We start from the raw sequence: 14,742 nt of genomic DNA, 5'->3' as shown, positions 1-14,742 counted from the left end.
AGAATGGATAAAAACAAAATTTCAAATATTTTTAATTTTACAGCAAAACCTATAGGGGAGTGGTTATTAAAGAAAAGATTTAGGCAAAATTCTTATTATTATAAAAAAGTCAAAAACAATAATATAAAGAAGAATACATTTTTATTTGAATCTTATCATGCTGTGAATCTTACCGGTAATGTTTATGCTATTTTCAATCAATTAGCAGATAATTATTCGGATGGAATCTATTATTGGGCCGTCAAGGACCTAGAAGATCCAATGATTTCTTTTATTAAAGAGAAGCACGAACATGTAAAATTTATTAAATATGAAAGTAAAAAGTACTATACAATCTTAGCTACGGCGGAATATCTTGTTAATGATACCTCTTTTATGCCTTATTTTATAAAGAAAGACGGTCAGAAATATATTAATACTTGGCACGGTACGCCACTTAAAACATTAGGTCTAGATATTAAAAATTCTCGAATAAATCTTCATAAAAATATTCAGAGAAATTTGTTGCAGTCAGACATCTTATTGATGCCTAACCATTTTACCGCAGAAAAATTATTAACTAGTCATGGTTTAAATGGTATTTATAAAGGAAAAGTATATATCACGGGAAATGCTAGGGTGGACAACATTTTCAAAGATCCAATTGAAATTAAGAAAAAGTATGATTTGCCTCGGGATAAAAAAATTGTTTTATACGCACCTACCTGGAAAAAATCAATTTCTCAAACGACAGAACAAGATATATTGGCCTTGCTTGATGAGGTAAATGGAATACAAGATAGTTTATCAGAGGATTATAAAGTACTGCTTAAAGCACATTATTTTATTTATGATAAATTTACTGAGATGGGATTCGAGGATAGAGTGGTGCCAAACTGGGTTGATACCAATGAATTATTGGCATCTGTAGATAGACTAATTACGGATTATTCAAGTATTTTCTTTGACTTTCTTCCTCTTCAAAAACCAATTTATTTTTATATACCAGATAAAATCAGTTATGAAAAACTGCGCGGTTTTTATCTAAATATTGATTCTTTACCTGGGTATGTATCAAATAATCTGAACGATATAAAAGAGATATTACTGATGGAAGAAAATAAATATATAGCAGAATACTCTTCTCAGATTGAGCATTATCTAAAAGAATTTTGTGCGAATGATTTGGGGAATTCCTCTGAGAACGCAATGAATATTATTTTAGGGAATGAAAGTAATATAACGCCAGTTTCTTTTGATTCTCAAAAGGAAGTAATAGTGATGTATGGGGGCGGATTCTATAATAACGGTATCACAAATTCTTTAATCAGCTTAAGTAAAAATTTGAATTATAATAAATATGAACTAATCGTTTTAGAGTCTGATAGGATGAATGCTTCAAAAGAAGCAAACTTGAGAAAACTTGATCCACGGGCAAAGGTGATGTTCAGATTCTCCTATACAGTAAGAACATTAACAAGCACTTACAATCAAAATCTATATTATCATAGTGGCTACAATTTTAAGTATCTTTCGAAAAAAAGTTTGAAAAATGATGTGGAATGGGAATTTAAAAGATTATTTGGAAATTTAAAACCAAAATTTGGTATTGACTTTGGCGGCTATAACAAAGTTTATAATTTGTTTATCGCGTTATCTCCTTTCGAAAAAAAGACAGTATTTTTGCATAATACGATGCTAGAAGAATACAATAAAATGAATGGAAATAAGTATAAGCATAGATGGAACTTAAAAGTTATTTTCAGCGCTTATAATCTTTTTGACAAAATCGTATCTGTATCGGAAAGTGCAAATGAGCAAAATCAAATTGATTTAAAACCATTTGGTGTTGATAGCTCTAAGATGGAATTTGTTAACAACACAATCAATGGGGAAGAGATATTAGCAAAAACTGATGAATATAAGAAAATCAATAATGGTAATTTAATTGTATCGTCTGTAGATGGCAAAAAGAGATTAGGTTACGAAGAAACAATCAATATTTTTGATGTTCAAAAAATATCTGCTATCATACCGCCTGATCCTGAAAAAATTAAATTTATTAATGTCGCTCGATTATCTCCCGAAAAAAATCACTTTACTTTGATAGATGCATTTGAAAAGGTTTATCAATTGAATGAAAATGCTAGACTATATATAGTTGGTGATGGTCCTATTGCAGGAAGTTTGATCAATTATGTTCAAGAAAAAAACCTAGAAAATCAAATCACATTTTACGGGTTTTTAGACAATCCAATTCCGCTTATCGATATGTGTGATTGTTTTGTTTTTCCTTCAAATTACGAAGGGCAAGGTTTGGCTTTAATAGAAGCTATGATTCTAAAAAAACCTGTTATCGGTACCAGAGTACCAGGTATAACATCTGTTCTGAAAAATTACCCAAACTCTTTAGTAGAAAATAACGCAGATGAAATTGCTTCAGCTATGTTGAAATATATAGATGGAAAAATTACTAGTAATGATTTTGATTTTGTAAAATATAATGAAGAAGCTGTAGAGCAATTTTACAGAATCATTTGTTAGCTAGAATAATTGGAAATCCAGAATGTAGAGGAGTTTTTTTATGGCTCAGTTAGTAAATTATTTAATGCATCCTAAAGAGTCATTTTATTTAAAACAAAGAAAAAAAAAGATAAAACAAAAAACTATTTTGTTAGAAGGTACCCATGGAAGAGAGATTTCTGGTCATATTTTTTCTTTGGCTAAAGTGTTGATAAAAGATTACCCTGAGTTTAAGGTTTATATCGCTTTAAAAAAAGGTGTTGACTTTGATAAGGCATTTGAACCAAACATCGTTGAACATATGAGCTTACAGTATTTGGATTTATTAGCTACAAGCGAATATCTTTTTAATGATACTAGTTTTTGGAGCTTCTTCAGCAAAAGAAAGGGTCAAAAATATTATATTTTTTGGCATGGAACTCCTTTAAAGAAACTTGGGAAAAGCATTGGGCTACAAGGATATGGGAATATTCAAAGAAATTTAGCCTCTGCAGATCAAATTTTTGTAAGTAATGAATTTACAAAGAACGTTCTGATTAAAGATTTTGGTATAGAAAAGATCGTACAAAATCAAATTGTTGTCGCACCTTCACCAAGAAATAGTCTTTTATTCAAAAATGATAAGATTCAAAAAAAAAGGTTCCTTTATATGCCAACTTGGCGTGGAAATCAAATCGAAGACATTACAATTTCAAATGATTTTTTAAATCATTTAAAGTATATAGATGATAGTTTGTCAGAAAACGAAGAATTTTATCTAAAATTACATCCATTTGAAGAAAGTTTATATAATATTCAATGGAGTGATTTTAAAAGAATAAAAAAATTTCCTATAAATGAGAACGTTTATACATTTTTACAGACTGTTGAGGTTCTAATTACTGATTATTCTTCTATCATGTTTGATTTCTCTGTAACGAAAAGAAAAATTATTTTGTTTAGTTTTGATGAGCAAGAGTATTTTAATCAAAGAGGATTTTATTTTGATCCGGTTACATTGCCTTTTGAAAAAGCACAAGGCATTCAAGAACTTTTACATCTTATGAGAAGCCCATCTATATCCACTTACGATAATGTAAATGATGAGTACAATAGTATGGATTGTTCAAATGGATGTGAGCTAGTTTTAAAATTTTTGATGAGAGGTATCGAAAATAGTCATATCAAAGTTTATGATAATTGGAATGGTTTAGATAATGTGCTTATATATGTTTCAGAGTTAAAAGCAAACGGGATTACATTTTCCTTATTAAATCTCCTTAAAAAAGTTAATTTAGAAGATAGAAACTATATATTAGTTTGGCAAGAAGGAACACTCTCAACGGATGCTTTAAGAATATTAAGTTGCTTTCCAGAAGGCGTGTTCACATTTATACAAGTAAAAAAATTACAATACGAGTATAGTGAACTAGCAGCTTTAATTATGTACACGAAACGTTTTGCAAATAGAGGAGACAAGATTGATCGCTTATATACACGGGAATTCAATCGCCTGTTTCCTAATTTAAATTGCAAATTTTTTATTCACTATCCTGGGTTTGATAGGTCCTATGCTATTTGGATGGGAAGCCTAAAGAAGTTGGGGATCAAAACTTTTATTTTTGTTCATACTGATATGGAAAAAGAATTTGGTGTAAATAAAAGTTTATCTCAACATATATTAAAAGATGCATATGGTTCAGCGAATCACGTGGTATGTGTCACCGGAGAAATCGAAAAAAAAATTAAGGCAATTAATCCTGAATCCAATACAGTAGTAATGAATATGATAATTGACACTGATAATATTCAAAAATCCTCGGAATATGCACTTTCAGAAAAAATTCCAGCTACGTTAAAAAATGATTTTGATGATTCCGATATTATTGTATTTATAAGTGTAGGAAGATTTTCATCCCAAAAAGGGTTTGATAGAATTATTTCGGCTTTTGAAAAATTAGCGAATAAAAATACTAGGTTGATTTTAGTCGGATCATATGGACCAGACAAACAAAAAATTTTTGATCAAGCAAGAAGTACCATATGTTCTGATCAGATTTATTTGTTTGATAACTTAAATGAACCATTTAATCTGGTTAGAAAATCGGATGCATTAATATTTGGCAGTCGTTATGAAGGTTTAGGGATGGTTGTTTTTGAAACTGTTTCTATTGGTATACCGGTAATTATGACAAATATTCCTGAAACTACTGAAAATTTAAAGCCTGACATGAATGTTACCGTAGTCTCAAACTCTGAAGAAGGGATTTACCAAGGAATGCTTGAGTTTATAAAATCTCCTTTAAATAAAACAAAGTATTATAATTTTGATGATTACAATAATAAAAGTGTAGACATTTGGAATTCGTTGTTTTAAAGACAATGTACATTTAGGAATATATTTATAATAGATATAGAATCTATTAAATGGTTTTTTCACAGTATAATTTTTGTTCCACTCCCCCTAACTTTCGTGTATAATGGTACAAGCCAGTATTACGAAAGTTAGGAGGAGTTGTTTTGAGTAAACAACATCCAGAGGAGCAATCCTTTAAAGACGAAGTACTTAGTGCTTTGAAGCGTCCTCAGCCAAACCAAGAATCACATGACGGTGGGTTAGAGAATCAATCGATTCATACGCAACAGGAGATTGGGTCAAATATGAAAAAAGAAAATAGAAGCAATCGTTCAACAGAAAATGAACGGCAATCCAGTACAAAAAGACGTTCCACTTCATCAGAAAAATCGGTTGTGACGGAAGGATCCGCCAATCGTCGCAAAATGCAACGCAAAAAAGAGGATCGGATCGTGAACCGAATTGTTTTGATCGTTGTTCTTGCATTGTTGGTCATCGGCGGTGTGCTAGGCTTTTCGGTCTATCGTTATGTGACCTCTGGCTTGCAACCATTAGATGCCAGTAACAAAGAAACCATAGCTGTGGAGATTCCAAGCGGCTCTTCTAATAAAGCCATTGGGGAAATTTTGGAAGAAGATGATGTCATCAAAAGCGGCATGATTTTCAACTATTATACAAAATTTAATAATCTGACGGGTTTTCAAGCCGGAAATTATCAATTTTCTCCAAGTATGACTTTAGATGAGATCAGTACGATGCTGCAAAATGGGGAAGGCTCAGTGACTTCTGATGCCAAGGTAACGATTCCAGAGGGCTATGATGTCGATCAAATAGGAGATGCTTTAGCGGAAGCCACCAATATCTCTAAAGAGGATTTCTTGGCATTGATGGAAAGTGATGAATTCTTTGAAAAAATGGAGACAGCTTATCCTGAGCTGTTAAGCAGTGCAGCTGATGCGGAAGGTGTACGTTATAAACTAGAGGGCTATTTATTCCCTGCAACCTATGATTATTATACCGGAAACACCTTAGAAGACGTCGTTACGCAAATGGTTGAGAAATCGAATGCTGTGATGTCGAAGTATTATGATCAAATCGCTCAAAAAGAAATGACTGTTCAAGAAGTGTTGACTTTGGCTTCCTTGGTTGAAAAAGAAGGCAGCAAAGAAGAAGACCGTAAAAATATTGCCCAAGTATTCTTCAATCGCTTGGCTATAGATATGCCATTGCAGTCGGATATCTCAATTTTGTATGCATTAGGTGAACATAAAGAGTTGGTGACCTATGAGGATACCGCTGTGGACTCGCCATACAATTTATATACAAATACAGGGTATGGTCCTGGTCCCTTCAACAATCCGAGTGAGCAAGCGATTCAAGCGGTGTTGGAGCCTACGGCAAATGATTATTATTATTTCGTTGCTGACATCCAAACACAAGAAGTGTATTTTGCACAAACCTATGATCAACATATGCAATTGGTGGAAGAACACGTCAATAATACATCAAATTGATTTTTCATCAGTTAATGGTTTACATTTAAAAAAAAGCATGGTAATCTTTTGTGGACTATTCGCAAAAGATTACCTTTTGCGGTTTATTAGAAGTTACTAGAAGGAGAAATAGTTATGGTAGAAAAAGTTTATCCAATGACACTTGAAGGCAAAGAAAAATTAGAACAAGAATTAGAAGAATTGAAAACGGTAAAACGCGGGGAAATTATCGAGCGCATCAAAGTTGCGCGTAGTTTTGGCGATTTATCGGAAAACTCAGAGTATGAATCAGCCAAAGATGAACAAGCCTTTGTGGAAGGCCGTATCACCACGTTAGAAACAATGATTCGTTTCGCTGAAATCATCGACAATGATGGTGTTGATTCAGACGAAGTCACGATCGGAAAAACTGTGATTTTTGTTGAATTGCCTGATGGCGATGAAGAAGAATATATGATCGTGGGCAGCGCAGAAGCAGATCCATTTTCTGGTAAAATATCTAACGATTCACCCATCGCTCGTGCTTTGATTGGCAAGAAAGTCAACGATGAAGTGACGATTTCAACACCTGGCGGCGATATGCAAGTGAAAATCACCGAAGTAAAAAACAGCTGATTTATTGACAGCGAAATACCCTATGAATGATTGGACCCTGCTGTTCTTTCTCTAGTCAGAGAATTAGAGCTGTCAGGGTTTTTTTTCGGACCATAGACGGATGGACAAATGCGGTTTATCCGTTATGATAAGAGAGAACCATTAGGAGGAGGAACTTACATGAAAAGTCCTTGGCGTTTTTTCTTCGTCGTCGAAGCGTTGCTTTTGCTATTTGCGATTTGGCAAATCATATCAAATCCGCCGTTGCTCACTTTGCTGATCATCGGGACACTCTGTTTGGTATTTGTTCAACGACGAGAACAAAAAAGTAATTTTACAAATTTTTTGATGGTCTCTGGATTGATCGCTATTTTTATCAGTTTGGTCAATAGTCCTGCGTTATGGTTGATGCTGATTTTCGCTATTTTATTTATTGGCTTAAAAGGTGTTGAACTGACAGGTGTTGATTTTACCAAGCACTCATTTTGGCGCAAAAAGCAGATGATCATTGTTGAAACACAAGAACCTAAAACGAACCATCCCCAAAAAACAAAACAGCAATGGATCGGCAATGAACGGATAGGTAGTCAAGTGTATGAATGGGATGATGTCAACTTGAATATTTTGACCGGTGATACGATCATTGACTTAGGAAATACATTGTTACCTAAGAAAGAGAATGCCGTTATTGTGCGAAAAGGATTTGGCCGCACAAGAATATTGGTGCCTTCTGGCGTTGCCATCAAATTGGAACACAGTACATTTATCGGCAATGTGATTTTTGAAGGTGAAGAAACAGGCTTAAGGAATGAAAAAGTCACGATCTATAGCCCAGATTACAGTGAAAACCATCGCCGTTTGAAAATATTAACGAATACGATCGTTGGTGATTTAGAGGTGATACGTGTATGATCACTAAATTTTCAAGAGGCATGATTGCTTTTTACTCAGGTATAGCCAGTTTTTTTATGCTGATTTTTATGCTTTTTTCATACTTATATGCCAGTGGCAAACAAAATTGGTTACTAGAAGTCTTTCAAATCAAGTTGTTTTTTATTCCAATCGTATTTCATGTCTTGGTTCTTTCTTTTCTGATCGGACTATTGGTATTTATATCAATCTCTTTTTTCCGTAATCGTCAGTATGGGCCGGTCGAAGAGAAACTACGTCTTTTGGCAAGCGGCAATTTTGATAGTCCTTTGTTAGATATGGAAATTCCCCATGCACCAGAAAATCGGTTGATTGCAGATGTCGATCATGATATCAAAAGTATCCAAGAAAAAATGAAACAAACATCACTTGAGCTGCAGCAGTTAAATGCCAGACCACAATTTGTGGATGGTCAAACCAAAGAACAAATTTTAGAAGCAGAACGTCATCGCTTGGCTAGAGAACTGCATGATTCTGTTTCGCAACAATTATTTGCAGCAATGATGATGATGTCTGCATTGAATGAGCAGGCAATTCGCACGGACGCGCCAGAGAGTCAAAAAAAGCAGTTGGCTATGGTAACTGATATTATTAATGCTTCTCAATCAGAAATGCGGGCATTGCTGCTGCATCTGCGACCAGTGACCCTCGAAGGAAAAACATTGAAACAAGGAATTGAGCAATTATTAAAAGAGTTAGAAACAAAGATAAAAATTTCCTTAAAATGGGATATTGAAGAGTTTACTATGCTAAGCTCAATTGAAGATCAGCTGTTTAGAGTGATCCAAGAACTACTATCCAACACACTGCGGCACGCCAAAGCAGATGAATTAGAAGTCTATCTGCATCGCATCGATAACAATGTTTTGTTACGGGTCATCGATGACGGCGTTGGCTTCGATACTGAGAGTCAGAAAGCTGGCAGCTATGGATTGATGAATATTCGTGAACGAATCAGTGCAGTTGGCGGCACATTAAAAATCATTAGTTTTAAAACGCAAGGAACAAGTATTGAAATCAAAGTACCGTTGTTGAAGGAGGCGTAAGAAATGATTCAAGTGTTGTTAGTAGATGACCATGAAATGGTACGTTTGGGGGTGTCATCTTACTTATCGATCCAGGATGATATAGCAGTGATCGGTGAAGCAGAAAATGGGCGTATCGGTTATGAGAAAGCCATGGCGTTGCGGCCAGATGTGATTTTGATGGATCTTGTGATGGATGAAATGGATGGTATAGAGTCTACTAAAGCCATTTTGAAAGAGTGGCCGGAAGCCAAAATCATTATTGTGACAAGTTTCATTGATGATGAGAAAGTGTACCCGGCGATTGAAGCGGGGGCAGCTGGTTATTTACTCAAGACGTCAACGGCCCATGAGATTGCGGAGGCGATTCGGGCTACACAACGAGGAGAACGGGTTTTGGAACCAGAAGTGACCACAAAGATGATGGATCGTTTGACCAATCGCACCCCGATTCTACACAATGATTTGACCAATCGGGAACAAGAAGTGCTGCTTTTGATAGCAGAAGGCCGCAGCAACCAAGAAATTGCCGATGCATTGTTTATTACATTAAAAACAGTCAAAACCCATGTCTCGAATATTTTGTCAAAATTAGAAGTAGAAGACCGTACTCAAGCAACAATTTATGCCTTTAAACATGGGTTGATCAAATAACGATTACTTCAAGCACCTCCTCATGGTCAGTCGAGGAGGTTTTTGTTATACTTAGAATTGATTTGTCATATAAAGGAGCGTTTTGTGTTGAAACAAAATTATGCAATTATCGGACTAGGGCGTTTTGGTGGCAGTATCTGCCGGACCTTGATAGAATCAGGACAAGAAGTACTGGCCATCGACAGTAATGAAGATCGGGTCAACGAGTATATGAATATTGCCACACATGCAGTTGTCGGCAATGCGCAAGATGAAATGACCTTGCGCTCATTGGGGATCCGCAATTTTGATCACGTGATCGTGGCAATCGGTGAAGATATTCAAGCCAGTATTTTGGTGACTTTGATGGTGAAGGAAATGGGTGTGCCAAATATTTTAGCCAAAGCCCAAAATGAATACCATGCCCGAGTATTAGAGAAGCTTGGTGCGGATCGTGTGGTTCATCCAGAAAGAGATATGGGGATTCGAATCGCGCATAATTTGGTCTCCAAGAATATTTTGGACTATATCGAATTATCTGATGAATTCTCTTTGGCTGAGATTCGTGTCTCGAACCCAAGATTTTTCAACAAAACGTTACAAGATTTAAATTTTCGTCAAAAATATGGCTTGACTGTGGTGGCAATACGTCGTGGTCCAGGACAAGTCATCGTCTCGCCAGCAGCGGATGCGATCGTACGAGAAAATGACAATTTGCTGGTTATTGGTAATACGGATGATGTTGATATCCTTGATGAACACATGAATGATTAGGAGTGAAGAAAATGGAATTAACAGTGACCCCAGAAGCTTTGACTTGGTTCAAAAAAGAATTGGTTGTAGATGAAGGACGTGGTGTTCGCTTTTTCGGTAAAATTTATGGAAAAACGCAAGTCCATGATGGTTTCTCGGTTGGGATGTCAGTAGATAAACCTGAGCGGACAATTGTTGAAAAAAAGATTGACGATCTGTTATTTTTTATCGACGAAACAGATGAATGGTTCTTCAAAGGATATGATTTGGCGGTAGATTATGATGCCAAACTCGATGAACCGAGTTACGATTTTATAGAAACAAATAAATAAAATTTATGTTAAAATAAGTTTACATTTAGTATTTGTGTTGGCAGGAGATGAATAAATGTTATCGATAATTGTTCCATGTTTTAATGAAGAAGCAAGTATACCTCTTTTTTTTGCAGAGACGGAGAAAGTTAGACCGTTAGTAAACATGCCATTTGAGTATATTTTTGTTAATGACGGTTCTTCAGATCAGACACTCACGGTTTTACGTGATTTATTCAAAAAAAATCCAGAGAGTGTACGTTATTTGTCCTTTTCAAGAAATTTTGGTAAGGAAGCAGCATTATATGCAGGCTTGCAAGCAGCCAAAGGTGACTTTGTTACCGTGATGGATGCAGACCTGCAAGATCCTCCGACGCTTTTGCCGGAAATGTTTGAACGATTAAATCAAAAGCCTGAATTGGACTGTATAGGGACAAGAAGAGCGGATCGTAAGGGAGAACCTAAAATCCGAAGTTTTTTTTCAAATAACTTTTATCATGTCATTAATAAGATCGCCGATACGCAATTAGTCAATGGGGCTAGAGATTTTCGTTTAATGAGACGAAATATGGTTGATGCGGTCTTGCAATTATCGGAATATAACCGATTTTCTAAAGGAATCTTTAGTTGGGTTGGCTTTGAAACTGAATATATTGCGTATGATAATATTGAACGCGTGGCTGGAGAAACATCGTGGTCTTTCTGGAAATTATTCCAATATTCTATTGATGGCATTGTCAATTTTTCAGATACACCTTTGAATATTGCGTCATTCATCGGCGCATTTTCTTGTCTTGGATCCGGGATTGCGATGATTTTTATCATCATTCGTACATTTCTATTGGGGGATCCAACCACGGGCTGGCCTTCCATGGTGAGTATCGTCTTATTCGTAGGCGGGTTACAATTGCTTTGCTTGGGGATTATTGGTAAGTATATTGGCAAGATATTTTTGGAAACAAAACATCGACCACTGTATTTTTTGAAAGAAACAGAACAAGATCAAAAGGATCGCACATAAAAAGAAGGTCTATCAGATGTTGGTTTGATAGACCTTCTTTTCATTTAATATCCTTTGGATAAATCAATTTCATTTTTAGTCAGGGTTTCTTGTTTAACGAAAGAAGCCAAATTTTCCAGGAATATTTCCATGAAAGCTTTTTGGAAGTGTGGTGTATGCCCGGAAATATGCGGAGTGATCAATAGGTTATCGACAGACCACAAGGGATCATTGTTCGGCAATGGTTCTTCTTCAAAGACGTCTAATGCTGCAAATGCAAACTGTTTAGCCTTTAATGATTCCGCAAGGGCTTTGGTATCTACACTAGGTCCACGACCAACATTGTAAAATGAGGCAGTGGCCTTTAATTGATCAAAGAAGTCTTGGTTGTACAGGTGAGTCGTTTCTTTTGTTAGTGGTAAAATATTGATAACATAATCAGCTAAACGCGATTGTGCAAACAAGTCGTTGAGGGCATACGTTTCAGTGAAGCCATCAACTGGATGACCGCTTGTATTGATGCCAATCGGCTGAACACCGAAAAATGTCAGGGCTTTGGCTAATTGTTGGCCAATTTGGCCGGTGCCAACAATCAAAATCCGTTTGTCCGCTAACGTTGCATAAGGAATGTCGTCTGGTGCCCATTTGTGCTGCTGTTGTAAATGGATCGCTTCAAAAATGCCACGATTCTCCATAAAGAGTAATGCAAGCAAATGGTCAGTGATCGACTGGGCATGGATGCCGCTGCCGTTTGAAACGAGGATCTGACGCTGTGCAAATGAAGCTAAGGGCAAAGTATCGACACCCGCTGAGATGGCTTGCACCCACTTCAAATTGCTTTCTTCAGTCAATAAATGTTTTTCCCAAGCAGACTTCCAGCCAATCGTTATGACTACTTGTGACCAGTTGATTGATTGTTGTCCATCATCGACAACGAATTGATAGTCGGGTACGATTGATTCGATTTGTTGATAAAACGTTTCTTTAAATGTTCTCGTTGCTAAAATTATTTTAGTCATCATCATTCCTCCTGTTTTAAGTGTATCAGACAAGCCCAAAAAAACCATGTCCAAAAGTTTGAACATGGTCCTCTTTAATGATTCATATCTAGTTTAGGTGTATTTTTAACACCTTGTGTAAACAAAAATAAAGAAGCAAACAAAATGAAGGTTGAGCTATCAAAAGATGGCAGAATGAGTTGAACAAATACACTCATTAAACTGGGAAGTGCCGCACTTACGATCAGGATCTTTAGATTTTCAAAAAAAGTAAACGGAAATAATTTTAATTTGGTGTAAATTGTGGCAATAAACGTGCCCATTAGTAATGTGATGAGCAAATTAAGAAATGTTGGATATAGTGCAACGATAAAGACAACGATTTTGATCAGCCAAGGAATCGAGCGATTCGACAGAGCCTCTCTAATGGCAGTGCCATTGATATTTTTCAACGCTGGCTCACTATAATCAAAATCAAGCTGATTTGAGTCCAGAAGTGAGTTAGAGAGTCCAGAAGCAGGCATGTGGATGATCAGTTGATCTTTCAACAAACCAACAGCGATCGTTGAACCTGTGACATCTGCAGCAATATCAGCTGCATTACGTTTGCCTTGCGGGTCAAAGGTGAAGATAATTGAATTGGTTTGATAAATAAATCCTTCTGCATCATCAGCTGTATGTAATTGACCATCAACGATGGTAAAATCAGGAATGGTTTGGGCAATTTCTTGACTGTCAGCCTGTACATCTCGAAAAATATCAATCACTTGAAGGGTTGTCGGGATGGCCAATAGCAGTGTCGCCCCAAGCAAAATAGTGATCACTTTTGAAAAGTCTGCTTTACTGACAAATTTTAGGTGGGGAATATGCAAAAAGGCAGCTTTTAAAATTTGTGTGAATGTCATATATTGAATAACTCCTTTGTGGTATAACTAGAGTAATTGTAACGAAGGCACAAGCAGATTACAAGGCATTCACAGAAAAACATGAGAATTGAAATTATCATAGGAGGAACACAGTACGTATGCAAAAATATGATGAACTAAAACAGTTATTGAAAGAGAAAAAAATGTGGGAACCACTCACTTACTTATTTTTTGGCGGCTTGACAACAGTTGTTAATATCGTCGTTTACCTATTATGTCGCAATTTTTTTGGTCTTTATTATCAATTGGCCAATGTTATTTCTTGGGCGGTATCCGTTTTATTTGCTTATTTCACAAATAAAATATGGGTATTCGAAGCCAAAAACACAAATCGGCAAGAAGCATGGACATCCTTTGCTAAGTTTATTTTTTTCAGGGTTCTTTCATTGGGGCTTGATATGTTGTGTATGTATATCATGATTTCTGTGCTAACGACTGGTGATTTTTTAGCTAAAATCGTGACTCAAATCGTAGTTGTATTAGCAAATTATCTTTTCAGCAAGTTTTGGGTCTTTGGCGACAATCGACAATAGAGTAGAGAAAAAGTAAGCATATTTTTTGAACAAAGGCCCATTCTCTGATAATGTTACTTATGTAAACATTATCATTGAGGAGGAATTTTTTTATGACTTACACTTTACCAGATTTACCTTATGCATATGATGCACTAGAACCATATATCGATGAAGAAACGATGCATTTGCATCATGATAAACACCATAATACTTATGTGACCAATTTAAATGCAGCGATTGAAAAACATCCTGAATTAGGCGAAAAATCAGTAGAAGATTTGTTAAAAGATTTTTCTTCTATTCCTGAAGATATTCAAACAGCGGTTCGCAACAACGGTGGCGGACATGCCAACCACACATTTTTCTGGGAAATTTTAGGTCCAAATGCTGGTGGCGAACCAACAGGTGCGATCAAAGATGCGATCGAAGAAACGTTTGGCAGCTTTGATGATTTTAAAGAAGAATTCAAGACTGCAGCGACTGGACGTTTTGGTTCTGGTTGGGCTTGGTTAGTTGTCAAAGATGGCAAATTAGCTGTGACATCAACAGCCAATCAAGATTCACCATTGATGGATGGTCAAACACCAGTATTAGGCTTGGATGTTTGGGAACATGCGTATTACTTGAAATATAAAAATGTTCGTCCAGATTATATCAACGCTTTTTGGAGTGTTGTGAATTGGGACAAAGTCAACGAATATTTTGCTCAAGCATAATAGAGCAACAA

General features: G+C 35.8%; 14 protein-coding genes. 12 read left to right on the top strand and 2 right to left on the bottom strand.

Annotation, left to right across the window (positions count from 1 at the left end; genetic code table 11):
• Positions 1-3 precede the first annotated feature (3 nt).
• The 10 genes from IGI41_RS09365 (at position 4) to IGI41_RS09320 (ending at position 11,597) form a co-directional block, all read left to right on the top strand.
• Entirely contained in the window at positions 4-2,523 is a 2,520-nt protein-coding gene (locus IGI41_RS09365) for a CDP-glycerol glycerophosphotransferase family protein (protein ID WP_430609529.1), read from the top strand.
• Positions 2,524-2,563: 40 nt separating this feature from the next.
• Positions 2,564-4,858 carry a CDP-glycerol glycerophosphotransferase family protein gene (locus tag IGI41_RS09360; protein WP_430609528.1) on the top strand — a complete coding sequence of 765 codons (2,295 nt, stop codon included), beginning with the start codon at positions 2,564-2,566 and terminating at the stop codon, positions 4,856-4,858.
• A 143-nt stretch (positions 4,859-5,001) separates the two neighbouring features.
• Complete coding sequence (gene mltG, locus IGI41_RS09355; RefSeq protein WP_430609527.1) at positions 5,002-6,351, top strand: endolytic transglycosylase MltG; 1,350 nt, start codon at positions 5,002-5,004, stop codon at positions 6,349-6,351.
• 114 nt (positions 6,352-6,465) lie between these two features.
• Positions 6,466-6,945 (top strand): transcription elongation factor GreA, encoded by a 480-nt coding sequence (gene greA / locus IGI41_RS09350; protein WP_430609524.1) that lies wholly within the window; start codon positions 6,466-6,468, stop codon positions 6,943-6,945.
• A gap of 159 nt (positions 6,946-7,104) precedes the next feature.
• Positions 7,105-7,836 carry a cell wall-active antibiotics response protein LiaF gene (gene liaF, locus IGI41_RS09345; protein WP_430609523.1) on the top strand — a complete coding sequence of 244 codons (732 nt, stop codon included), beginning with the start codon at positions 7,105-7,107 and terminating at the stop codon, positions 7,834-7,836.
• Complete coding sequence (locus IGI41_RS09340; RefSeq protein WP_430609522.1) at positions 7,833-8,900, top strand: sensor histidine kinase; 1,068 nt, start codon at positions 7,833-7,835, stop codon at positions 8,898-8,900. The genes liaF and IGI41_RS09340 overlap by 4 nt, the downstream gene beginning before the upstream one ends.
• Before the next feature lie 3 nt (positions 8,901-8,903).
• Positions 8,904-9,533: a response regulator gene (locus IGI41_RS09335; RefSeq protein WP_430609521.1), complete on the top strand. Its 630-nt coding sequence runs from the start codon at positions 8,904-8,906 to the stop codon at positions 9,531-9,533.
• 87 nt (positions 9,534-9,620) lie between these two features.
• Complete coding sequence (locus IGI41_RS09330) at positions 9,621-10,286, top strand: potassium channel family protein (RefSeq protein WP_430609520.1); 666 nt, start codon at positions 9,621-9,623, stop codon at positions 10,284-10,286.
• An 11-nt stretch (positions 10,287-10,297) separates the two neighbouring features.
• On the top strand, positions 10,298-10,597 hold the full coding sequence (locus IGI41_RS09325) for a HesB/YadR/YfhF family protein (RefSeq protein ID WP_430609519.1): 300 nt from the start codon (positions 10,298-10,300) through the stop codon (positions 10,595-10,597).
• Positions 10,598-10,652: 55 nt separating this feature from the next.
• Entirely contained in the window at positions 10,653-11,597 is a 945-nt protein-coding gene (locus IGI41_RS09320) for a glycosyltransferase family 2 protein (RefSeq protein WP_430609518.1), read from the top strand.
• 44 nt (positions 11,598-11,641) lie between these two features.
• On the opposite strand, the gene IGI41_RS09315 is transcribed toward IGI41_RS09320, so the two are convergent.
• On the bottom strand, positions 11,642-12,595 hold the full coding sequence (locus IGI41_RS09315) for a phosphoglycerate dehydrogenase (RefSeq protein ID WP_430609517.1): 954 nt from the start codon (positions 12,593-12,595) through the stop codon (positions 11,642-11,644).
• Positions 12,596-12,669: 74 nt separating this feature from the next.
• Positions 12,670-13,479 carry a DUF1189 family protein gene (locus IGI41_RS09310; RefSeq protein ID WP_430609516.1) on the bottom strand — a complete coding sequence of 270 codons (810 nt, stop codon included), beginning with the start codon at positions 13,477-13,479 and terminating at the stop codon, positions 12,670-12,672.
• A gap of 119 nt (positions 13,480-13,598) precedes the next feature.
• Between IGI41_RS09310 and IGI41_RS09305 the strand changes: the two genes are divergently transcribed.
• Entirely contained in the window at positions 13,599-14,033 is a 435-nt protein-coding gene (locus IGI41_RS09305) for a GtrA family protein (RefSeq protein ID WP_430609515.1), read from the top strand.
• 92 nt (positions 14,034-14,125) lie between these two features.
• Positions 14,126-14,731, top strand: coding sequence for a superoxide dismutase (locus IGI41_RS09300; RefSeq protein WP_430609514.1), 606 nt, complete (start codon positions 14,126-14,128; stop codon positions 14,729-14,731).
• Positions 14,732-14,742: the final 11 nt, after the last annotated feature.

Source organism: Enterococcus sp. DIV0876, assembly GCF_050529585.1.
Classification (GTDB): Bacteria; Bacillota; Bacilli; order Lactobacillales; family Enterococcaceae; genus Enterococcus_D.
This window is presented reverse-complemented; position numbering and strand designations above follow the sequence as displayed.

Bases quoted from the DNA above. Each gene is read 5' to 3' on its own strand.
- IGI41_RS09300 (WP_430609514.1), top strand. From the start codon at position 14,126: ATGACTTACACTTTACCAGATTTACCTTATGCATATGATGCACTAGAA.
- IGI41_RS09340 (WP_430609522.1), top strand. From the start codon at position 7,833: ATGATCACTAAATTTTCAAGAGGCATGATTGCTTTTTACTCAGGTATA.
- IGI41_RS09365 (WP_430609529.1), top strand. From the start codon at position 4: ATGGATAAAAACAAAATTTCAAATATTTTTAATTTTACAGCAAAACCT.
- IGI41_RS09320 (WP_430609518.1), top strand. From the start codon at position 10,653: ATGTTATCGATAATTGTTCCATGTTTTAATGAAGAAGCAAGTATACCT.
- liaF (WP_430609523.1), top strand. From the start codon at position 7,105: ATGAAAAGTCCTTGGCGTTTTTTCTTCGTCGTCGAAGCGTTGCTTTTG.
- IGI41_RS09335 (WP_430609521.1), top strand. From the start codon at position 8,904: ATGATTCAAGTGTTGTTAGTAGATGACCATGAAATGGTACGTTTGGGG.
- greA (WP_430609524.1), top strand. From the start codon at position 6,466: ATGGTAGAAAAAGTTTATCCAATGACACTTGAAGGCAAAGAAAAATTA.
- IGI41_RS09305 (WP_430609515.1), top strand. From the start codon at position 13,599: ATGCAAAAATATGATGAACTAAAACAGTTATTGAAAGAGAAAAAAATG.
- IGI41_RS09310 (WP_430609516.1), bottom strand. From the start codon at position 13,479: ATGACATTCACACAAATTTTAAAAGCTGCCTTTTTGCATATTCCCCAC.
- IGI41_RS09360 (WP_430609528.1), top strand. From the start codon at position 2,564: ATGGCTCAGTTAGTAAATTATTTAATGCATCCTAAAGAGTCATTTTAT.
- IGI41_RS09325 (WP_430609519.1), top strand. From the start codon at position 10,298: ATGGAATTAACAGTGACCCCAGAAGCTTTGACTTGGTTCAAAAAAGAA.
- IGI41_RS09315 (WP_430609517.1), bottom strand. From the start codon at position 12,595: ATGACTAAAATAATTTTAGCAACGAGAACATTTAAAGAAACGTTTTAT.